The 21,466-nt window shown below is 72.7% G+C and carries 19 protein-coding genes; 3 read left to right on the top strand and 16 right to left on the bottom strand.

Translation table 11 applies throughout. From position 1 onward, the window contains the following. Nucleotides 1–41: 41 nt before the first annotated feature. The 5 genes from AAH991_RS30995 to AAH991_RS30975 form a co-directional block, all read right to left on the bottom strand. On the bottom strand, nucleotides 42–2,078 hold the full coding sequence (locus AAH991_RS30995; protein ID WP_346229469.1) for a tetratricopeptide repeat protein: 2,037 nt from the start codon (nucleotides 2,076–2,078) through the stop codon (nucleotides 42–44). 9 nt (nucleotides 2,079–2,087) lie between these two features. Next, complete coding sequence (locus AAH991_RS30990) at nucleotides 2,088–2,654, bottom strand: hypothetical protein (RefSeq protein ID WP_346229468.1); 567 nt, start codon at nucleotides 2,652–2,654, stop codon at nucleotides 2,088–2,090. A 554-nt stretch (nucleotides 2,655–3,208) separates the two neighbouring features. Continuing rightward, complete coding sequence (locus tag AAH991_RS30985; protein WP_346229467.1) at nucleotides 3,209–4,801, bottom strand: CocE/NonD family hydrolase; 1,593 nt, start codon at nucleotides 4,799–4,801, stop codon at nucleotides 3,209–3,211. 20 nt (nucleotides 4,802–4,821) lie between these two features. Then, complete coding sequence (locus AAH991_RS30980) at nucleotides 4,822–5,271, bottom strand: DUF3237 domain-containing protein (RefSeq protein WP_346229466.1); 450 nt, start codon at nucleotides 5,269–5,271, stop codon at nucleotides 4,822–4,824. Continuing rightward, entirely contained in the window at nucleotides 5,268–6,449 is a 1,182-nt protein-coding gene (locus AAH991_RS30975; RefSeq protein ID WP_346229465.1) for a flavin-dependent oxidoreductase, read from the bottom strand. The genes AAH991_RS30980 and AAH991_RS30975 overlap by 4 nt, the downstream gene beginning before the upstream one ends. A gap of 82 nt (nucleotides 6,450–6,531) precedes the next feature. Here AAH991_RS30975 and AAH991_RS30970 point away from each other — a divergent pair, with 82 nt between their 5' ends. After that, the gene (locus tag AAH991_RS30970; protein WP_346229464.1) at nucleotides 6,532–7,071 is read left to right on the top strand and encodes a MarR family winged helix-turn-helix transcriptional regulator; all 540 of its coding nucleotides are present in this window, start codon (nucleotides 6,532–6,534) and stop codon (nucleotides 7,069–7,071) included. 3 nt (nucleotides 7,072–7,074) lie between these two features. Here the strand turns inward: AAH991_RS30970 and AAH991_RS30965 are convergent, their stop codons facing one another. From AAH991_RS30965 to AAH991_RS30935, 7 genes are all read right to left on the bottom strand, one after another. After that, entirely contained in the window at nucleotides 7,075–7,500 is a 426-nt protein-coding gene (locus AAH991_RS30965; RefSeq protein ID WP_346229463.1) for a hypothetical protein, read from the bottom strand. Between the two features lie 112 nt (nucleotides 7,501–7,612). Next, the gene (locus AAH991_RS30960; protein ID WP_346229462.1) at nucleotides 7,613–9,334 is read right to left on the bottom strand and encodes an urease subunit alpha; all 1,722 of its coding nucleotides are present in this window, start codon (nucleotides 9,332–9,334) and stop codon (nucleotides 7,613–7,615) included. Beyond that, nucleotides 9,331–10,020, bottom strand: coding sequence for an urease subunit gamma (gene ureA, locus AAH991_RS30955; protein ID WP_346229461.1), 690 nt, complete (start codon nucleotides 10,018–10,020; stop codon nucleotides 9,331–9,333). The genes AAH991_RS30960 and ureA overlap by 4 nt, the downstream gene beginning before the upstream one ends. A 68-nt stretch (nucleotides 10,021–10,088) precedes the next feature. Then, nucleotides 10,089–12,950 carry an FAD-binding and (Fe-S)-binding domain-containing protein gene (locus tag AAH991_RS30950; protein ID WP_346229460.1) on the bottom strand — a complete coding sequence of 954 codons (2,862 nt, stop codon included), beginning with the start codon at nucleotides 12,948–12,950 and terminating at the stop codon, nucleotides 10,089–10,091. 38 nt (nucleotides 12,951–12,988) lie between these two features. Next, nucleotides 12,989–14,002, bottom strand: a complete 1,014-nt coding sequence (locus AAH991_RS30945; protein WP_346229459.1) for a zinc-dependent alcohol dehydrogenase — start codon at nucleotides 14,000–14,002, stop codon at nucleotides 12,989–12,991. 77 nt (nucleotides 14,003–14,079) lie between these two features. Beyond that, nucleotides 14,080–14,964, bottom strand: coding sequence for an SMP-30/gluconolactonase/LRE family protein (locus tag AAH991_RS30940; RefSeq protein WP_346229458.1), 885 nt, complete (start codon nucleotides 14,962–14,964; stop codon nucleotides 14,080–14,082). A gap of 261 nt (nucleotides 14,965–15,225) precedes the next feature. Beyond that, entirely contained in the window at nucleotides 15,226–15,792 is a 567-nt protein-coding gene (locus AAH991_RS30935; protein WP_346229457.1) for a TetR/AcrR family transcriptional regulator, read from the bottom strand. A gap of 121 nt (nucleotides 15,793–15,913) precedes the next feature. Between AAH991_RS30935 and AAH991_RS30930 the strand changes: the two genes are divergently transcribed. Further along, on the top strand, nucleotides 15,914–16,840 hold the full coding sequence (locus tag AAH991_RS30930; protein ID WP_346229456.1) for an SDR family oxidoreductase: 927 nt from the start codon (nucleotides 15,914–15,916) through the stop codon (nucleotides 16,838–16,840). Nucleotides 16,841–16,873: 33 nt separating this feature from the next. On the opposite strand, the gene AAH991_RS30925 is transcribed toward AAH991_RS30930, so the two are convergent. The 3 genes from AAH991_RS30925 to AAH991_RS30915 form a co-directional block, all read right to left on the bottom strand. Next, on the bottom strand, nucleotides 16,874–17,521 hold the full coding sequence (locus tag AAH991_RS30925) for a 4'-phosphopantetheinyl transferase family protein (RefSeq protein ID WP_346229455.1): 648 nt from the start codon (nucleotides 17,519–17,521) through the stop codon (nucleotides 16,874–16,876). Between the two features lie 94 nt (nucleotides 17,522–17,615). Next, complete coding sequence (locus tag AAH991_RS30920; RefSeq protein WP_346229454.1) at nucleotides 17,616–18,587, bottom strand: TerC family protein; 972 nt, start codon at nucleotides 18,585–18,587, stop codon at nucleotides 17,616–17,618. A gap of 166 nt (nucleotides 18,588–18,753) precedes the next feature. Next, a complete protein-coding gene (locus AAH991_RS30915; RefSeq protein ID WP_346229453.1) occupies nucleotides 18,754–19,062 on the bottom strand; it encodes a helix-turn-helix transcriptional regulator in 309 nt (102 codons plus the stop codon). A 122-nt stretch (nucleotides 19,063–19,184) separates the two neighbouring features. Between AAH991_RS30915 and AAH991_RS30910 the strand changes: the two genes are divergently transcribed. Beyond that, entirely contained in the window at nucleotides 19,185–20,357 is a 1,173-nt protein-coding gene (locus AAH991_RS30910) for an aminotransferase class V-fold PLP-dependent enzyme (RefSeq protein ID WP_346229452.1), read from the top strand. A 13-nt stretch (nucleotides 20,358–20,370) separates the two neighbouring features. On the opposite strand, the gene AAH991_RS30905 is transcribed toward AAH991_RS30910, so the two are convergent. Further along, on the bottom strand, nucleotides 20,371–21,333 hold the full coding sequence (locus AAH991_RS30905; protein WP_346229451.1) for a glutathione S-transferase family protein: 963 nt from the start codon (nucleotides 21,331–21,333) through the stop codon (nucleotides 20,371–20,373). Nucleotides 21,334–21,466 lie beyond the last annotated feature (133 nt).

Genomic DNA, 21,466 nt, shown 5'->3' with positions numbered 1-21,466 from the left:
GCTCCGCCCTGAGTGCAGCCGGTCGGGCGCATGTCTTCGAATCAGCCGAACTGAAGATAGCTGGCAAGGGTGTCGAGCTCGCCGGACTCGCCCGCGGGGAACCGGGAGAGCAGTGTGCGGAGGACGCCGCCCTTGTCGATCGCGACCCATGCGTATCCCTGCTCGTGGGCGTTGATCGTCAGATGCCAGCCGGAACCCTGGATCCCCCCGAACCACGCTGCCGCGTTCTCCTGAAGGACCTTGGTCCCGGACGGCAGCCTGCGGATCAACCCATCGCGGACCTTCTCTGCCATACGCGTGCGCGCCCGCTCGTCGGAGAGGGGTTCCACCGTGGTGACCCGTATGCTCAACCACTGTCGATCGTCGGGTGAGGTGAGCTCGGCGCTGCCGGCGAGGTCTCCGGCGAACTTCCAACTGTCCGGACGGCACAGCATGATCCCGCCGATCCAGTCGTTGTGCGGCATCAGGCGTTCGGTGTCGACGGTCGACATCGCGGTGGTGGCCGACGCGAGCCGCCGTGAGCCCGAGTAGAGATCGACTCGGTACTCTCCCGACGCCGGACAGCTTCGATCGAGCATTACCCACGTCGCCTGCCCCGCGGACTTCTCCAGTGGCGAAGGGATAATTTGCGTCATGTCGGACCGCTGTGTCCATTCATCGACTGAGCTCGGTCGATAGTAGGCAACCATGCCGATCTGTGCCCGCTTGGGCAGGTTGCGGTAGGTGTAGTCGGCGACGACTCGCGCCCCCTGCGCGACCACCTTGAGCCGTGAGACGGCCGCGATGGGCGCGGGCTGGGCCCTCGGGGCCAGTTCCTCGGCCTGTGCTCGGACCAGCTCGCCCTGCAGTTCGGCGACCAGGGGACGCACGTCGTCGCGCTGGGTCGCGACGACGTCCAGTGCGGTGCGTCCCGCCGCGTAGAGCTCCAATCGCTCGGCGGGGTCCGGCCGAGCCTTGATCCTCTTGATCACATCGACGGCCAGCCGCCGCGCGTCGGCAGGTTTGCCCTGGCCCGTCAGGGCCGTCAGCAGGTTCAGCCAGGGCAGCGGAGGCCCGGGGTTGAGCGCGATGGCGCGCCTGGTGTACTCCTCCGACTTCTTGTGATCGGCCAAGTGGATGTTGACCGCTCCGAGATTGAGGAGCACCACATAGCGCTCGCCGCCGAGTTCGAGCGCCCGGGTGAGGTCCGCGGCGGAGGCCACCCAGGCGCTTCGCGGGGCGGAGCTGAAGACGTAGCTGGAGGTGAACCTCTCCGGACTGGCGGCCAGGACCCGCGCGGACGAGCGATGCTCGTACGCCGTCGCGTAGTCGTCCTTCACGGCGATGGCCCGGTCGTACGCCTTGACCGCTCCTTCGAAGTTTCGCAGCGACGCGAGGCGATCACCTTCCGCGACTGCGCCGATGACCTCTTTCGGGGTCATGTCCGGCGGAGTGACTACGGCCACCACGGAGGCGGCAAAGCAGGCGACTGTGAGGACGCCTGCCGGCCAGACGAGGTAGCGGCGGGTGGACACGCTCACGGTGAGCGACAGGCCGAGCAGGGTGAGCGCCACCGCCAGCAGAGTGATCCCCCCGACGTAGGTGTTGTTCTTGTCGCCCCATTCGGACGCGGTCTCCTGCGCGGCCTGTTGATTGAGCGTCGCGCGGTTCGCGCCGACGTAGCGGTCGGAATAGAGCATGTCCAGGCGATTGGCGTACGTCCCCGAGGACAGCACGGACACACTCTGCACATGGGAGTACGCCTGGTCCCACCGGGCGGCGGCCGCCGACTCCTCGCGTCTCAGCAGCAGCTCTGCCCGGACCGCGTCCAGGTCGTGCCGGCGCTTCAAGGTGCTGACGGTGCCCAGATTCGCCCTGTTCTCCGAGACAGCCGCCTCGACCGTCATCTGCTCGCTCATCGCGGCGATGGCGGCACGCTGGGCGTCGCGCATCGTGCGGTCCTCGCGCGCGCCCGCGTCGCTCGCGAGATAACCGAGAATGCCGCCGGCCAGCGCGATAAGGACCACGGCCAGCGAGAGACGGCGCTTGTACGGCGTGTTGAGGTCCTCGACCTCCGGCGGCTCCAGATTGATCTCCATCGACCCGCCTCAGATCGAGGCCAACGCCGGCGGGACCGCGAGGACGAGCAAGGCGACATAGCTCGCCACCGCCGTTGCGAACACGGCCGGCCGCCAGCGCCGTGACGGCACGAGCCGCGCGACCGTCAGAACCACGACGATCAGGATCGACATCACGACGTACAGCGTCAGCTCATTCGCGAGGTCGTGCAGGCTGTCGGCGCGCCGTGCGGTGAGATCCGGTTGACCCTGTGGGACCGATATGTATTCGTTCACACGAATTAGGGCGTCCCGGCGCATGTCGTGGTTCCAGGTTGAGGCAGCACCCGTGCCGGTGCGGTAACGCACGTCGATCCACTCGGCGGCCAGGACTCCATCCGCAAGCATGCGCAGCAGGCGTGCCTGCGCCGGATCGGCCGCCTCGACCGCGTCCGCCTGTGCGTTCATGACCCGGTATTGCGCTATCTGGCTGCCCTCAGCGCGGCTGCGCGCGTCGGCGACCACGCGGCTCGACTGTGCCTGTACGGTCTCCACGACCGCCTGCCGGTCGGCGTCCACAGCCTGGGAGTCGGCCCGGATCGAGGCGTAGGTGATCACCGCGCCGCTGATCGTGACTATTCCGGTCGCAAGCGCGATCCACAACTCCCATGGTGCGCGTGCGGTCGTTGTTCGGCCCTTCGTCCGGTACTTCGTATATAAGCGCGAAAGGCGGGATTGTCGTGCATGCTCTTCACCCGCCGTTTTCTCGGCGATGGGGGGGACCGTTTTTCGATCTTCCCCTGGGAGGGTCTCCTCCGCTTGCCCAGTCATTCTTTAAGTAGAAAAAATTGCTAACATTGCGACAAGTAACTTATCGTCACATTCTAATTACAACGGATGTCCGACGCGGGAGGCCGACCTGGACGGGTTCGTGATGAACGTACGGCGGTGGCTGGACCACGGGGTGTTGCACGGCCAGATGGGCGTGGCCGCTCGGCCGGCCATGCTCGCCGACCCGGCCGCAGACGTGTCCGGGAGGAGTCGGTGGTCTCGTGGCAAGCCCGGCTCGTTCCTGCCGTCCTGACAATCAACCCGTCCGGCACGACGGGATCGCCCGCTGCCACGTGGTGGACGGGCGGGAGGCCGACCTCGGGGAGGGCGGACGACCGGGGTCAGCGGGGGACGATCGGCAGCGTGATGTACGAGTCGGGGTAGACCTTCTGGTGCTGGACGACCACGTCGGCCTCGGTCGCGTCCGTACGGCCGGTGCCGGGGTTGCGGTCGAAGCGCGGGAAGTTGGAGCTGGAGACCTCCACCCGGATCCGGTGGCCGGCCTTGAAGACCTGGCTGGTGGCGACCAGATCGATCAGGAACGTCCCGGACGGCTCGGAAACTCGGACGATGCCATCGATCACGCTCATGGCACGGCCGTCCGGATACACGTCCACGAGCTTGGCCGTCCAGTCGGTCGAGGCCGCGGAGGTCTCCGCGTGCAGGGTCACCGTGACCGGGCCGGTGACCTCGACGTCGGAGGCGAGCACCTCGGTCGAGTAGCAGAGCACGTCGGGCCGTCGCTCCACGTCGCGCTGGTCCTGGGGGCCGACATTTGTGACGTCGGGCAGCAGGGTCGGGCCGCCGACCGTGGGCACCGGGTCGCGCGGGTCGAAGGTGAAGGTCGCCGGCTCGTGCGCCGAGGGCGGCTCGGGGGAGAGCAGGCCGCCGGTGTGCAGGAAGTAAGGAGTCTCGACGGCGCGCTCCAGCGGCCAGGCCTCCTCGTCCCGCCAGACGTCGTCGCCCATCACGAAGATCTTCACGGCGGGGCCGGTGTCCTCGCCCTTCAGGAACGCGAGCTGCCGCTGCTCCAGTCGGATCGCCTGGGCGGAGGCGGCGCCGCCGAAGAACAGCCGCCCGGTGCCCGCGGCGCCGGGCGCGAGGTGGGACCAGGGACCGATCACCAGAGGGCCGCCCAGGCGGCGGTGGTTCTCCAGCGTCCCGCCGAGGAAGAGGTCGAACCAGCCCGCCACGTGCATGACCGGCACCTCGATCCGGTCATGGCGCAGGGTCTCGGCCAGGCCCTCCCAGTACGCGTCGCGCTCCACGTGCGAGGTCCAGTCGCGCCACCAGGGGATGCCGGGGATGTCGGCCAGCGGCAGGGTGCGCGCCGCGGCGTCCTGGTCGCCCAGGATCGGAAGGACCGCGGCGAACCCCGCGCCGGCGTCCTCGCCCGCCTCCGCGGCGTGCTGCAGCGTGAGCAGCGCCTGGAACGCGCCCCAGTTCAGGGCCGAACCGAGGGCGAAGGCCCCGCCGTGATACTTGAGGCCGTCGTGGAAGTCGTGCGGCGTCATCGAGGCGATCACGGCCTTGAGCCCCGCCGGGCGGGTCGCCGCCGCCTGTAGCGCGCATCCGGCGAGGTAGGACATACCGCTCATCACGACCTCGCCGTTCGACCAGGGCTGCGCGGTGATCCAGGCGATCGTGTCGTGGCCGTCGGCGCCCTCGTCCACCCACGGCCGGAACTCGCCGTCGCTGCTCCCGCGCCCCCGGCAGTGCTGTAGCACCACGGCGAACCCGGCCCGCAGCGCGGGCGTCACCGGCTCCGTCCGGAACGAGTCCTCGCCGTACGGCGTGCGCACGAGCAGGGCGGGGAACGGGCCGCCCTCCGCCGGACGGTGGACGGTGCCGCGCAGGACGGTGCCGTCCCGCATCGGCATGGGGGTGTCGTGCTCGACGGTGACCGGAAGCGGGGGGCGGTCGAGCTTCGGCATGAGGGCTCCTCGGGGCGAGGTCAGGTCAGGGCGTAGGCCTCGTAACGTACGGCGGTGGCCGCACGGGCCGCCGAGGCCACGGCGAGAGTGCGGTTGAGCCACAGATACCGATCATCGCCGGTCTCGAAGCGGCAGAACAGCCGGAAGTAGTACTCCGCCGGGTCCACGTCCTCGCCGCGCGCGAGACGGCCGAGCACCTCGGGGGCGCCGTGCCGGACTCCGCTCGTGGTGATGTAGACGTACGCGCCGTCGTGGGTGCGCAGCGTGTAGCGGGTGTCGATGCTGATCATGCCGTCGGCGTGCACGACCTGCCAGTCGGCCCCGCCGGGCAGCACCTCGCCCGACAGGCGGGGGCCCTCGAAGGTGCCGCCCACGATGTTGATCACACGGCGGTGCCCCCACTGCGAGCCGCCGAGGTCGAGCACGGGGTCGAGCTCCACGTGGAACGTGGCGAGCGGTTCCAGGTTCACGAGACGGCACTCCGATCGACGCTCCACGAGGAGCGTTCGCTGAGCGAGGCGGGGTCGAACCCGGCCGTGCGCTTGTAGGACGCGGCGATCTCCGCGCGTTCGGCGAGGGGGATGACCTGCTCGATGTCGTCGAACCCGCCGGGCGCCCGCTCGTGGGCGAGCTTCATGACGACCTCCGGGCCCATCTCCCGGTTGGACAGCTGCAGCGCCGTCGTGGCCGGGCGGCGCATCTCCTCGTACGCCGCGAGGTCGCCCCGCGCGAGGGCGTACGCCAGCACCCGGGCGTCGATGATCGCCTGGGAGGCGCCGTTGGAGCCGATCGGGTACATCGCGTGCGCGGCGTCGCCGAGCAGCGTGACGCCGTCGAAGGTCCAGCGGGGGAGCGGATCGCGGTCCACCATCGGGTACTCGTACGCGTTCTCGGCCCCGGCGATGATCCCCGGCACGTCGAGCCAGTCGAAGCGCCAGTCGGCGAAGTGCCTGCCGATCTCGGCGAGGTCGGCGGGGCGGTTCCAGTTCCCCCGGTCCGGGGCCTCGCCGTCCAGCGGGCGTTCGGCGATCCAGTTGATCAGCGTGCGTTCGCCGGTCTCGATCGGGTAGGCGACGAACTTCTGCGTGCCGTCCCCGGCCATGATCATGGATCGACCGGTCAGGAACGGCTCGCCGTAGGTGACGCCCCGCCACAGGACCAGGCCGTTCCACGGCGGCGGGCCCTCGCCCGGGTACAGGTGGGCGCGGACGGCCGAGTGGATCCCGTCCGCGCCGATCAGCAGGTCCTCGTCGCCGGGGCCGGTGATCCGGCTGCCGGTCCGTACGGCGTCCGGGCCCAGCCGCTCGACCACCGCCTCAAGCAGGAGCATCTGCAGCGTCCCCCGGTGGACGGAGTACTGCGGCCAGGCGTAGCCCGCGGCCAGGCCCCGGGGCTCGGACCAGATCGGCGTGCCGTACCGGTTGAAGTAGGCCAGCTCGGCCGTGGCGACGCCGATCTCGGCCAGCCGGTCGGCCAGGCCCAGCTCGGTCAGCTCTCGCACGGCGTGGGGGAGGAGGTTGATCCCGACGCCCAGCGGCCGGATCTCGGGGGCGGCCTCGTGCACGGTCACGTCCTCGAACCCGGCCGCGTGCAGGCTCAGCGCGGCGGTCAGCCCGCCGATGCCCGCTCCGGCGATGACGATGTGCACGGGTGCCTCCGGGGAGTACGAGGAGTTGTTACGGCCGTAACAATACTCACGGCCGCCGGTGCGGCTGCGCAAGACTTGACGGGTGAACAGCGAGCCCGACACCCGGCCCGACCTCGGCATGGACGTGCCGCCGGACCTGCGGTACGCCGCGTACGCGCGCGAGCGCCTGGCGGCCATGTCGCCTCCGGCCGACGCCGAGGCGTTCGCGCTGGCCTACCACCTGCTCCAGCTCGCCTACCTGCTGGTCACCGACCTGGAGACCCGGATCCACCGGCCGCGCGGCCTGACGCTGCCCGGGTTCCGGCTGATGTTCAAACTCTGGCTGCTCGGCCCCACCCAGCCCGTACGGCTCGCCGAGATCTCGGCCATGTCGCGGTCCGCGGTGACCAACGCCGTCAACACCCTGGAACGCGGCGGGCTGGTCGAACGGCGGCCGGTGCCGGAGGACGGCCGCGCGGTCGTGGTCGCGCTCACCCCGGAGGGCGAGGCGGCCGTGCGCGAGGCATTCGCCGAGCAGACCCGCAGGGAGCGGGAGTGGTTCGCCTGCCTCGGTCCCGCCGAGCGCGAGCAGATGACGGCCCTGTTGTCGCGCATCCTCCGGGCCCGCCCGGCGGATGTCTGACGGTCAGTCGCCGCGCCGCCGGCTCGCGGCGTCGGTGAGCAGCCCGAGACCGACGCCCAGCATCCACACGTCCTTGCTGACGCCGATGCCGGCCTGGCTCGGCCAGATGCTGCCCGGCTTGCGCAGGGCGGGCGTACGCAGGTAGAGCGCGACCAGGCCGCCGGAGAAACCGGTGAGCGCGGCCCCGGCGACCGCGGCCGGCACGACCGGCGCCAGGAGCGCGACGCCCGTCGCGATCTCGGCCGCGGACAGCAGCTTGAGGAACCGGCGGGGCGGAACGGACTTCAGGAACGGGAAGGCGGCGGCGGCCATGCCGTGGAGCCCGGCGGCCTGCTCCTCGTCGCCGTTCCACTTCTCCACGCCGGAGTGCAGGACGTACGCGCCCGTGGCGACCCGGCCCGGCACCTCCCGTGCCCTCATGAGCTTCATCGGCGACTCCCGTCCGTTTCAGTCCATACCGTTCGGCCTGCGACGATACCCGCCCGGCTCGCGGCGGCCGGGCGGGGGGCCCTCAGAAAGGGCGCCGTCAGTAAGGGCGCCGTCACAGGAAGTACAGACGGCTGAGCGGGACGGACTGCGCCGGAGGCGAGCTCAGCGGCTCGCCGTCGAGGCTCACCTGCCCGGTGCCGGGGTCGACACGCACCTCGCCGGTGCGGGCGTTGCGCACCATCGCGGCGGGGCCGATGCCCCGGGTGCCGCGTACGCCGACGCGGGCCCGGCGGGTGGGCAGGCCGTCGCCCGGCCGGTGCGCGGACCCGGCGTGCGCGGGGGTGGCCGTGGCCGCCGCCGCGCCGGAGACGAAGGCCACCGACAGGTCGGCCGCCGTCCCGCCGTGCGCCCCCAACTGCGGGCCGAGGACCAGCGGCTCGCTGTGGCTGGTGGCGGCGTTGGGGTCGCCCACCACCCCGTACGCCGGGAACCCGGCCTTGAGCACGAGCTGCGGCTTGGCGCCGAAGAACTCCGGCCGCCACAGCACGATGTCGGCGAGCTTGCCGGGCTCGATCGAGCCGATCTCGTGCGCCAGCCCGTGCGCGATCGCCGGGTTGATCGTGAGCTTGGCGATGTACCGCAGCACGCGGGCGTTGTCGTGCCCGGCCGGGTCGCCGTCCAGCGGGCCGCGCTCGGCCTTCATCTTGGCCGCCATCGCGAACGTGCGCCGCACGGTCTCCCCGGCCCGGCCCATGCCCTGCGCGTCGGAGGAGGTGATCCCGATGAGCCCGAGGTCGTGCAGCACGTCCTCGGCGCCCATCGTGCCGGCGCGGATGCGGTCGCGGGCCAGGGCGGCGTCACCGGGCAGGTCCGTCTTCAGCCCGTGACAGGAGACGATCATGTCGAAGTGCTCGGCGAGCGCGTCCCTGCCGAAGGGCAGCGTGGGGTTCGTGGAGGAGCCGATCACGTTCGGGACGCCCGCCAGCCGCAGCACGTCCGGGACGTGCCCGCCGCCGCAGCCCTCGATGTGAAAGGCATGGACGGTGCGCCCCTCCAGCACGGCGAGCGTGTCGTCGACCGACAGGCACTCGTTGAGGCCGTCGGTGTGCAGGGCGACCTGCACGTCGTACTCCTCGGCGACCCGCAGCGCGGTGTCGAGCGCGCGGGCGTGCGCGCCCATGTCCTCGTGGACCTTGAAGCCGCAGGCCCCGCCCTCGGCCAGCGCCTCGGTCAGCGGGCCGTCGCCCGAGGAGGAGCCGCGGGCGAGGAAGCCGATGTTGACGGGCCAGGCGTCGAACGCGTTGAAGGCGTGCCGCAGGGCCCAGGGGGAGTTCACGCCGACGCCCCACACCGGCCCGAACTCCTGGCCGATGATCGTCGTGACGCCGGAGGCGAGCGAGGCCTCCATGATCCGCGGCGACAGGAGGTGGACGTGCGTGTCGACTGCCCCGGCGGTCGCGATGAGTCCCTCGCCGGAGACGATGGCGGTGCCGGTGCCCACCACGACGTCCACGCCGTCGAGGGTGTCGGGGTTGCCGGCCCGGCCCACCGCCGCGATCCGCCCGGCGCGGATGCCGATCGACACCTTGCGCACGCCCAGCACCGCGTCGACGACGACGACGTTGCTGATCACCACGTCGCAGGTCTCGCGGACCGGCGCGGCCTTCAGGTGCAGGCCGTCGCGGGCCGTCTTGCCGAAGCCCGCGAGGAACTCCTCGCCGGGCCGCTGCGCGTCGCCCTCGACCTCGACCACGAGGCCGGTGTCGCCGAGCCGGACGCGGTCGCCCGCCCGCGGGCCGTGCGCGGCGACGTATCCCCGTCCCCGGTCGTTCATGACGTCTCCGTGAGATAGCCGCACGCCCGGGCCTTCGCGAGGGCGGCCTCCTTGGCGCCGGGCGCGTCCAGCGGGCCGTCGACCAGCCCGGCGAACCCGATCGCCACCCGGGCGCCGCCGATCGGCACCAGCTCGACCTCCCGGGTCGCTCCGGGATCGAAGCGTACGGACGACCCCGCGGGTACGGCCAGGCGGGTGCCGTACGCCGCGGCCCGGTCGAACGCCAGGCGCGGGTTGACCTCGAAGAAGTGGAAGTGCGAGGTCACCGAGATCGGCACCGGCGCGGTGTTGCGTACGCGCAGCCGTACGGAGGCGGCGGGCGGGTCGTAGCCGTCCCCGGGCCCGAGCACGACGGCTCCGGGAGCGTCGTCGCCGAGGGAGCCGCCGCCGAAGGGGTCGGTGACCACCGCGAGCCGGGTGCCGTCGTCGAAGACGGCCTCCACCTGCACCTCGGTGACCACGTCGGGCACCCCCGGCAGCACGTCGGCGGGGCCGAGCACCTCCCGGGCGGCCCGGATCGCCTCGGCCAGCCGCCTGCCGTCGCGGGCCGCCTCGCAGACCGTGTCGGCGATGATCGCGGTCGCCTCGGGGACGTTCAGCCGCAGGCCGCGGGCGCGGCGGGCACGGGCCAGTTCGGCCGTGGTGAAGATCAGCAACCGGTCCCGCTCCGAAGGGGTCAGGCGCACCGGAGCCCGCCCGTCGTCGGAGCCCCTCTGCGGAGGCGGCTAGTGGTGATATATCCCCGCATGGAGGGTCAAGTTACCGCAGAGCCGGGCGTCCCCGTGCCCCCGCCCGTGACCTCGTCGAGCAGCTCCAGCAGGTGATGGTAGGTCTCGCCGGTGGCACGGGTCATGCCGATCTCGCACGTGCGGTTGACCGACGCGTGCGCGGCGAAGCCGCCCTCGGCCACGGAGGCGGCCTCGGCGCGGGTGGCGGAGGCGGTCAGCTCCGGATGCAGCATGCCCCGGTCGCCGGCGAAGGCACAGCACTGCCAGCCCTCGGGGACGACGACCTCCTTCGCCACCACCCCGGCGATCTCGGCGACGGCGGCGTCGAGGCCGAGCCGGGTGGACGAGCAGGTCGGATGCAGGGCCAGCGAGGCCAGCCTGCGGCCCTCCGCCGGCTGCGGCAGCCGCGGCAGGACGTGCTCGGCCACGAAGGTCACCGCGTCGAGCACCCGTACGGCGGGGGAGGCGGCGGCCACGAGCCGTTCGAACCCCTCCGTGCAGGAGGCGGCGTCGCTGACCACCGGGAGCCGGCCGCCGCGGGTCGCGCTCAGCAGGGTCTCCCGCACCCGGCGGCCCATCACCTCGTAACCCTCGCCGAAGCCCTTGGAGGACCACGGTGTGCCGCAGCACAGGCTCTCGACGCCCTCGGGCACGTGCAGCCGCAGGCCGGCCCGCTCCGCGAGCCGCCGCAGGGCGGCCATGACGCCGGGACCGCCGTCGGCGGGGGCGAACAGGGTGTTCAGGCAGGACGGCACGTACACCGCGTCGGCGTCCGGGATCGGCGCGGCGCGCCGGGGCGTGCCGCCGCGCGGCAGGTCGCGGCTCCACTGGGGGACGGCGTCGGGGCCGGCCACCGCGCGGGCCGCCCGGCTCGCTCCCTCCACGAGCCCGGCCGGGGCCGCGGCGGCCGCGTCCATGGCGAGGTCCATGGCGCGGGTCACCGCGCCCCAGTGCCTGGCGGCGGTCTTCCAGCCCGCCCGCGCCGCACGCCCGTGCCGTTCGCCGCGCAGGCGCTTGGTGAGGTCGCCGGTGTTGATCAGCACGGGACAGGCCGTGGCGCACATGCCGTCGACGGCGCAGGTGTCGACGGCGTCGTAGTCGTACTCCTCCTCCAGCCGCCGCGCGAGCGCGTGGTCGCCCGCCGCCCGGGCCGCGGCGATCTCGCGGCGCAGCACGATGCGCTGGCGCGGGGTCGTGGTGAGGTCCCGGCTCGGGCACACCGGCTCGCAGTAGCCGCACTCCACGCACCGGTCGACCTCGGGCTCGACGGTGACGACGGTCTTGAGGTCGCGCAGGTGCGCCCGCGGGTCGTCGGTCAGCACGACGCCGGGGTTGAGGGTGCCGGCGGGGTCGCACAGTCGCTTGACCTCGCGCATGACGTCGTACAGCTCGTCGCCGTACTGGCGGCGCACGAAGGGCGCCATGACCCGTCCGGTGCCGTGCTCGGCCTTGAGGGTGCCGCCTCGGCCGAGCACGGCGGCGACCATCTCCTCGGTGAACTCCTCGTAGCGGTCGAGGTCCGTGTCGAACCGCTCGTTGAGCATGAAGTGCAGGTTGCCGTCCTTGGCGTGCCCGAAGATCACACTGCGCTCGTAGCCGTGCCTGGAGAACAGCTCCGCGAGGTCGTCGCAGAGATCGGCCAGGGCGGGCACCGGGACCGCCACGTCCTCCAGCAACGCCGTCGTGCCGCTGGGCCGGGCGCCGGCGACCGCGGCGTACAGGTTCTTGCGGATCCGCCACAGGGCCGCCCGCCCGGCGGTGTCCCCGCTGAGGCGGGCGGGCGCGGCGAGGTCCAGCCGGGCGAAGACCCGCGCGGCCTCCCGCTCGCGTGCGGCGAGCGGCGCGGGGTCGGACTCCTGCCACTCCACCAGCAGCGCCGCGTGATCGCGCACCTCCATGGTGCGCAGGACGTCGTCGGCGTACGGGTCGGTCGCGGCCACCCGCAGCGACTCCGCGTCGAGCAGCTCGACGGCGGCCGGCCCTGCGGCGACGATCTCCGGCACCGCCGCCATCGCCTCCCGAAGGGCCGGGAAGACGACCAGGCCGGTCGCGGCGAGGCGGTGCGCCGGCACGGTCCGCAGGACGGCCTCCGCGACGAACGCGAGCGTGCCCTCGCTGCCCACCACGAGATGGGCGAGGATCTGGGCCGGCGAGTCGTGGTCGAGGAAGCTGTTGAGGCCGTAGCCCATCGTGTTCTTGAGGGAGAACTGCGCCTCGATCCGGCCTACCGAGTCCGGGTTGCCGCGGACGCGGTCGCGCAGCCGCACCAGGCCCTCGGCCAGGGCGGGTTCGAGGGCGCGCAGGCGCGCGTCGGCGTCGGGCGCGCCGGTGTCGAGGACGGTCCCGCTGGGCAGCACGAGGACCAGCGACTCCAGTGTCCGGTACGTGTTGGCGTGGGTGCCGCAGGTCATCCCGCTGGAGTTGTTGGCGACGACCCCGCCGATCGTGCACGCCGACTCGCTGGCCGGGTCGGGGCCAAGCTTGCGGCCGTACGCGGCGAGCCGGGCGTTGACCTGCCGCAGCACGGCGCCGGGCTGCACCCGGACGCGGGCGCCGCCGTCGAGCACCTCGACGCTCCTGAAGTGCCTGCGGGTGTCGACGAGCAGGTGCTCGCTCACGCCCTGCCCGCTCAGGCTGGTGCCGCCGGACCGGAAGGTCAGCGGCAGGCCGGTCCGCATCAGCGCCGCCACCTGCGCGGCGCTCTCCGGCACGAGTACGGCCTGCGGGGTCAGCAGGTAGTGCGAGGCGTCGTGGGCCATGCCGAGCCGGTCACTGGCCCGGGCCCGGACGATCCCCGGCACGGCGGTCTCCACCGCCGCCAGAACGGCGGGGTCGGACGGTCTCGGCCGTCGCGGCCGGGCCTGCGCCTCGGCATCGGAAAGGCTCATGATCTCAACGCTTCCGTCCAGGAGACGCCGGTGCGCCTCTATCGCCGGGGGTCGATGTGGATCTTCGGGCCGGGACCCGCGCCGGCCGGGCGGCGTCCCGCCAGCACGCCGGCGACGTCGTCCAGGCCCACGGTGGCGGCCACGAGCGGGCGGGCGTCGACCGATCCGTCCGCGTACGCCTCGATGGTCCCGGCCAGACCGGCCGAGCCGCCGAGCACGCCCACGGCGGTGACGTCCTTGAACGCGAGGTCGCGGGTGTCGATGCGGCTGGGGGACCCCGCGAGACCGATACAGACTACCCGGCCACCCGGCCTGACCAGGTCGAACGCGAGTGCCGGGAGGTCGGCCGCGTTGGAGGCGTCGACGACGGCGTGCCACGGCAGGGACGGGAGTGAGGCGCGGGTCCAGACGCCCGCGAAGCCGAGATCACGGGCCAGCCCCAGCGTGGGCTCGTCGCGGCCCAGCAGGTGCACCTCGGTGCCCCGCGCCCGTGCGAGCAGCGCGACGAGCAGGCCGATCGTGCCCGTGCCCAGCACCAGCAGCCGGTCGCCGGGTCCGGCGGCGGCGCCGCGCACCGCGCGCAGGGCGTTGCCGCCGGGTTCGACGAGCGCGCCCGTCGTCGCGTCGATCGTCTCCGGCAGCGCGTGCAGGGCCCACGCCGGTACGGCCAGCCGCTCGGCCAGCCCCCCGGGGAAGTTCTTGCGGATGCCGATCTCGGCCCGGTCGGGGCAGACGTGGTGAAGGCCGTCGCGGCAGAGGCCGCAGCGACGGCAGCCGAGCTGGGTGTCGCCGGTGACGCGGCGGCCCAGCCAGCCGGGGTCCACGCCCTCGCCGAGCGCCGTGACGACGCCGCACCACTCGTGGCCGGGACGCAGCGGATACCGGGCGTCGCCGGAGTGCAGGTAGCTCATCTCGCCGGTGAACAGCTCCACGTCGGTGCCGCAGACGCCGACCCGCTCGACGTCCACGACCACCTGCCCCGGCGCGGCGACCGGCGGCTCGACGTCCTTGACCTCGGCCCTGCCGGGGCCGGTGATGACCAGTGCGCGCACGTGCCGCCCCTACCGCGCGCCTGGGCCGAAGGAAACGACGGGGAGCAGGGCGCGGTCTCCCCGGCGGAGGTCGAGGCTCATGATCGGGGCGGCACCCAGTAGGGCGTCGCCAGGCCGCGTACGCCGACCCTGGCGGTGAACAAGTGCCCGGACCCCGGGTGTTCGGCCACATCGACGCCACTGGCGGACGTGGTGATGACGAGGACGTCGAGATCCGGCCCGGCGAAGGCCGGGCAGGTGACGTCAGGCGCGCCGACCTCGACGACGGCGAGCAGGCGCCCGCCGGGATCGCGGCACTCGACCCGGCCGCCCCCGAAGACGGCGATCCACAGGTTGCCCTCGGCGTCGGCGCACATCCCGTCGGGCATGCCGTCGGCGAGCCGGAACAGCTCCCGCCGCGGCCCGGTCCGGCCGGTGACCGGGTCGTAGTCGCGCTCCCACACCACGTGCGGGACGCTGTCGATGCTGTACAGGCGGTCGCCCGAGGGGCTCCAGGCCAGGCCGTTCGACAGGGTCAGGTCCTCGTCGAGGGGGACGCAGGCCGTGCCGTCGAGGCGGACCAGCACGTCCTGGCCCTTCCGGTCGTCCAGCGCCATGCTGCCGATCAGGAAGCGCCCGGCTGGGTCCACGGCTCCGTCGTTGAGCCTGCTCCGCACGCCGGGCGGCAGAACGCGGGCGAGCTCGGTGCGGCGGCCGGCGGTGTCGACCCGGGTGAGGACCTCGCGCTCGGCGACGACGAACTCACCGTCGGCCGCGACCGCGACCGCGCCCACGGTGCCGCCGAAGGTGTGCGCGGTGGTGGCGGTGACGGCGCCGGTGCCGGGGTCGAGCCGTCCCTCGTGCACCGCGCCCGCGTCGATGTCCACCCACAGCAGGTGTTTCCTGGCGGGGTCCCACACGGGCCCCTCGGCGAGGGCGTACACCTCCGCGGACGCCTGCGTGGCGGTGAACTGCCCGGTCATGCGACCTCCCGTCCGTCGGCGATCGCGCGGCTGGACGGCGGGCCGACGGGAACCGCCCGCGGCGGAGCGAGCGGAAGCGCGGTCATAGCCGGATCCTAGAGCGGATATCGGGCGGGAGAAAAGGTCGGCGTCAAAACCTTGTACGGCGGTCGGCCCGGCGCAGCCGCGCGGAGCCGGGGCGCCGACGGGACGGCCGGCCGGGCCGGCGCGGACGGTCGTCTCCCGCCGGTGCCCGGCGGCCGGCTCGATCGGCGAAGGTGGTCATCCGCCCGCGACCACGGTCTTCAGTTCGCCGAACGACTCCCGGATGAGCTGCGACAGGCCCGGCTCGCCGGGGCCGCCGACCCAGCGTTCGAATGCGATCTTGAAGGCGGCGACGCCCGCCTCGGCGGCCAGGCTCGCGGCCGGATCCGCGACGCCGCGCCGCCGAAGCGTGTCGGCGAGGGCCGCGGACCACCATGCGAGCTTGATCAGCTCGCGCTCCCGCAGCTCGGCGTTGGCGGAGATGACGGATTGCCGCCGCAGAACGCGTTCGCGGTCCTCCTGGAACAGGACGCCGACCTCCTCGAAGGCGGCGGTCACCGCCGCGATCGGCGCGGCGGAGTCCGGGGCGCCGGCGACCGCGTTCACGAGGTGCTCCCGCAGCGCCTCCGAGCCGGAGAACAGCACCTCCCGCTTGTCGGCGAAGTGCCGGAAGAAGGTGCGCTCGGTCAGTCCCGCCCGCTTGGCGATCTCCGCCACCGTGGTCTGCTCGTAGCCGCGCTCGACGTAGAGCTCCAGCGCCGCCTCCGCGAGACGGCCGCGCGCGTTCGGCTCCCATCGACCCATGCCCGGGATCCTACCTGGATGACAGTCACTGACATCGGTGCTAACTTGATGACAGTCACTGACATAGCCCTCGCCGGGGGATGCCCCGGCGTGGAGGGCGACCAACCACTTGGAGTGCGTCATGCGGGTATTCGTCACCGGGGCGTCCGGCTGGATCGGTTCCGCCGTCGTTCCCGAACTCATAGGTGCGGGCCACGAGGTCGTCGGGCTGGCGCGGTCCGACGCCTCGGCCGCCGCCCTCACCGGGGCCGGGGCGCGGGTGTGCCGCGGCACGATCGACGATCTCGACATCCTGAGGCGCGAAGCCGCCGCGTCGGACGGTGTGATCCACCTCGCGTTCAAGCACGATCTCGCCTTCACCGGTGACTTCCGGGGCGCCGCCGACGCGGATCGCCGCGCCGTCGAGACGTTCGGCGAGGCGCTCGCGGGCTCCGACCGCCCGTTCGTGATCGCCTCCGGGCTCCTCGGGCTCACGCCGGGCCGGGTGGCGACCGAACGGGACGGGCGTGGTCCCGGCTCCGGCGCGGGGCACGGCGACGGCCCGGAAGCCCGGCAGGCCACCGCGCTGCGGACGCTCGACCTCGCGGGTCACGGTGTCCGCTCGTCGGTGCTGCGCCTGCCCCCGACGGTGCATGGCGAGGGCGACTACGGCTTCATGGCCGTGCTGGTCGGCATCGCCCGCGACCGTGGCGTCTCCGGTCACGTCGGCGACGGGTCCAACCGCTGGCCCGCGGTGCACCGCCTCGACGCCGCGCACCTGTTCCGCCTCGCGCTGGAGAAGGCCCCGGCGGGATCGGTGCTGCACGCGGTCGCCGACGAGGGCGTGCCGATCCGTGCCGTCGCCGGGGAGATCGGCCGCCATCTCGGCCTGCCGGTGGTCTCGATCGCCCGCGAAGAGGCAGGCGAGCACTTCTCGTGGCTGGGCGGGATGATCGGGACCGACGCACCGGCGTCGAGCGCGCTGACCCGCGAGCTGCTGGGGTGGCGGCCGGTTCAGCCGGGGCTGCTCGACGATCTCGGCAAGGGCCACTACTTCCGCGCCGGATGACCGGCGACCGGCGGGCGCGCGGGGGCGGGATCGTCAGGGCCGGGGGAGCGCGATCGAGGTCGCGATGTGCCCGTCGCTCACCACCCACCGGCCGGACAGGGCGCGGGTCCCCATCGCCGGGTCGCCGACCAGGAGCCGCGCGCTGAACGAGCCGGAGGCGTCGATGTCCACCACCGCCTCGGAGAAGTCGAGCCACCGGCCGGTGATCGGGAACCAGACCTTGTAGACCGACTCCTTGGCGCTGAACAGGATCCTGTCCCAGCAGATCTCGCCGTCCGCGTCGTCCAGTGCCCGGAGGGCCTCGATCTCCCCGGGGGAGGCGATCGTGGGGAGGACCTCCGCGGGAAGGGGCGCGCGCGGCTCGGCGTCGATGCCGACGGCGCGCGCCACGCCGGTGGAGGCGACGGCCGCCGCGCGATACCCGGCGCAGTGGGTGATGCTGCCGACCGTCCCGGCCGGCCAGACCGGGGCGCCGCGCTCGCCGCGCGGGATCGGCCCCGGCGTCACGCCGATCCGGGCGAGCGCGAGCCGGGCGCAGTGGCGTCCGGTGACGAACTCACGGCGGCGCCGGTCGACGGCCCGCGCGATGAAGGGCCGCTCCTCCGGGAACAGCGTCTCCTCCGGCGCGTCGCCGAACCTCTCGGCCGACGCCACCCACGAGGGCAGGATCTCGCCGATCATGCGGCCGTCCCGGGCACCGCGAACATCCCCTCCACTGTGCGGAGGGTACAGATCCGCACGCCGCGACGGAAGATCGATTGGCGGGCGGGCGGCGCTACCGCTGCTCTCCGGCGGTCAGCCGGGTCCCGTCGCGCCCCTCGCGGCGGTTCTTGTACTGGCTCGCGCCGACGGCGATCGCGAGGCAGGCGCAGATGACCGCGAGCGACAGCCAGACGGGGATCTTGTACACGTCGGCCAGGAGCATCTTCGCGCCGACGAACACGAGGATGGCCGCCAGGCCGTACCGCAGATACCCGAACCGGTGCATGGCCCCGGCCAGCAGGAAGTACATCGCCCGCAGCCCCAGGATCGCGAACGCGTTGGAGGTGAAGACGAGGAACGGCTCGGAGGTGACGGCGAAGATCGCCGGGATCGAGTCGACGGCGAAGACGATGTCGCTGGTCTCCACCGCGACCAGGACGGCCAGCAGCGGCGTCGCGGCCCACCGGCCGCGCCCGTCCTGCCGGTCGCCCTCCCGCCGTACGAGGAACCGCTGGCCCTGGTAGGAGTCGGTGACGGGGATGAACCGGCGCATCAGGCGCAGGATCGGGTTGCGGTCGGGGTGCACCTCGATCGCCGAATGCCTGGCCATCTTCACGCCGGTGTAGAGCAGGAACGCGCCGAAGACGTACAGGATCCAGTGGAAGTGTTCGAGCAGGACGGCGCCCGCGCCGATGAACACCGCGCGGAAGACCAGCGCGCCGAGCACGCCGAGGAACAGCACGCGATGCTGCAGCTCGCGGGGGACCGCGAAGAACGAGAACAGCAGCGCGATCACGAAGACGTTGTCGACGGCCAGGGACTTCTCGATGAGGTAGCCGGCCAGGTACTCCCCGCCCGCCTCGGGCCCCCACACCAGCCAGACCACGGCTCCGAAGCCGAGCCCGAGCGCGATCCACAGCCCCGACCAGGTCAGCGCCTCACGGGTGCCCACCACGTGGGCCCGGCGATGGGCGAACAGGTCCACGGCGAGCATGGCGAGGATGACCGCCAGAACCGCGGCCCAGATCCACAGGGGCACCGACATCGTCAACCTCCATCACCGCCGCGTACGGCGGGCTCGGCAGGCCGACGGTCTCCCCGTGCCACCATGCGGTGACCCTCGCGCCGGGACGCCCTTCGACGGCGGCCGTGATGACGACGCTGAGGAAGCCGGGTACTCCCCCTCGAACTATGCTCAAGTATTCACGAAATCAGTTTCGTGCGTCAACCGGCGCCCCGAACAGCTCGAGCAACTCGCCGATGTGCCGGTGCCGCTCGATCGGGTGCCGGAACGGGGCGAGCGGGTTGATCGTGTAGTGGTTGCGCCGCCCCACGCGCTCGCGACGCAGGTAGCCGGCCGCCTCGAGGTCGGCGACGATCGTCTGGGCCGCCCGCTCGGTGATGCCGACCGACTCGGCGACGTCCCGCAGCCGCGCGTCGGGATCGCGGGAGAGCGCGAGCAGGACATGCGCGTGGTTGGTGAGGAACGTCCAGCCGCCCGCGGGGGAGGAGGTGCTCATACCTCATTATGCGATGCGCGATTCACGAAACGCGGGTCGGGGCACCCGCCGGAGCACGGCCATCCCACGATCGGGCACGCCGGGCAGAATGAGAGCGTCCGCGGATCTTCTGGGAGGCTCACGTGACCATCGACGTCGGACGGGTGCGGGCGGACACGCCGGGGTGTGAGCACGTCGTCCACTTCAACAACGCCGGCTCGTCGCTGCCGCCGCGTCAGGTGACCGACGCCGTGGTGGACCATCTGCGCCTGGAGGAGCGTATCGGCGGTTACGAGGCGGCCGCCGCCGCCCTCGACCGGTCCGAGCGGGTCTACGACGCGCTGGCCGGGCTCGTGGGCGCGGACCGTGACGAGATCGCCCTCGTCGAGAACGCCACCCGCGCCTGGGACATGGCCTTCTACTCCCTGTCCTGGAAACCGGGCGACCGCATCCTCACCTCGCGCGCCGAGTACGCCAGCAACGCGATCGCCTTCCTGCAGACCGCCCGCAGGTACGGCGTCCAGGTGGACGTGGTGCCCGACGACGCGACCGGCGCCCTGTCCGTCGACGCGCTGCGGGACATGATCGACGAGCGGGTCAAGCTGATCGCGGTCACCCACGTGCCGACCCAGGGCGGCCTGGTCAACCCCGCGGCGGACATCGGCGCCGTGGCGCGGGAGGCCGGGGTGACGTACCTGCTGGACGCCTGCCAGTCGATCGGGCAGATGCGGGTCGACGTCCGTGAGATCGGCTGCGACCTGTTGTCGGCGACCGGGCGCAAGTTCCTGCGCGGGCCGCGCGGCACCGGCTTCCTGTACTGCTCGCGGCGCCTGCTCGACCGCCTGGAGCCGCCGTTCCTCGACCTGCACGCCGCCACCTGGACCTCGGCGGAGACCTACGAGGTACGCCGCGATGCCCGGCGGTTCGAGAACTGGGAGGGCTACGTGGCCGGCAAGATCGGCCTCGGCGTGGCGGCCGGCTACGCGCTGGACCTCGGGCTCGACGCCATCGAGGAGCGGGTGACCGGCCTCGCCGAGGCGCTGCGCGGGCGGCTGGCCGCCCTCCCCGCAGTGACCGTGCACGACCGCGGCGCACGGCGGTGCGGCATCGTGACGTTCACCGTGGACGGGCACGACAGCCGGGACGTGGCCGCCCGGCTGTCGGCCGCGAAGATCAACGTCTCGGTGTCGGCGGCGACCTCCGCCCGGTGGGACTTCGAGGCCCGCGGGCTGCCCTCGCTGGTGCGGTCCTCGGTGCACTACTACAACACCGAGGACGAACTGGACCGGCTGTGCGAGGCGCTGCCGACCGCGTGACCGGAAGCCGGGCCTACAGGCTCCAGTCGATGACCGGCCCCGCGGGCACGATGCGCAGCGGATTGATCTTCGGGTGGGTGCCGTAGTAGTGCCGCTTGATGTGGCCGAAGTCCGTCGTGCCGCCGAAGGCCGGGTTCGCGTACAGGTCGCGGGCGTAACGCCAGAGGTTGGGGTAGTCGGCCAGGCGGCGGAGGTTCGCCTTGAAGTGGGTCACGTACACCGTGTCGAACCGGGCCAGCGTGACCCACAGGCGGACGTCCGCCTCGGTGAGCCGGTCGCCGAACAGGTACCGGTTGCCGCCGAGGCGTTCCTCCAGCTCGTCGAGGGCCGTGAACAGCGTGGTCACCGCCGCCTCGTACGCCTGCTGGCTCTCGGCGAAGCCGCACTTGTACACGCCGTTGTTGACGTCGGCGTACACGCGCTCGTTGAGCGCGTCGATGTCGTCGCGCAGGTCCTCGGGATAGAGGTCGATCCCCGGCCTGGCCCACCGCGCGAACGCCCGGCCGAGGTCGAGGCTGATGTCGGGGAAGTTGTTGCTGACGATCCGGCGGGTGCGGCGGTCCCACAGCACGGGCACCGACACGTGCCCGTCGTAGCCGGGCTCGGTCGCCTCGTACGCCTCCCGCAGCACGGTGAAGCCGTTGAGCTCGTCGGGTCCGTGGCCGGGGCCCTCGCGAAACGCCCACCCGCGCCCGTCGCGCACAGGATCGACGACGGACATCGACACGACGTCCTCCAGGCCGAGCAGCGCCCGCACGATGACCGAGCGGTGGGCCCACGGGCAGGCCAGCGACACGTACAGGTGGTAACGGCCGGGCTCGGCGGCGTATCCGCTGCTCCCGTCGGCCGTCACGCGGTCGCGGAAGCGGTACAGGGGCCGCTCGAAGGACCCGTCCGGCCGGGTGGCCGCCTTCACCGTGTAGTCGCCGTAGGCCGCGAAGTCCACCGGACTCGCGACGGGGGCCGTTGTCGTCACGCCGCCACCGTCCTCTCGTCTCCTGCACGACGAGACTAACGGGAGCCGGTGCCGTGGCGACGGCTACGGCATCCCGGGGGCGGCGGTGCCGCGCCCGCGCGGCGTGCCGGCGCGGGGCGAGGCGGTGCGCCGC

It is taken from the genome of Microbispora sp. ZYX-F-249 (assembly GCF_039649665.1).
GTDB classification, from domain to species: Bacteria; Actinomycetota; Actinomycetes; order Streptosporangiales; family Streptosporangiaceae; genus Microbispora; species Microbispora maris.
The sequence above is the reverse complement of the archived record's forward strand: the minus strand, read 5'-3'. Positions and strand labels throughout refer to the sequence as shown.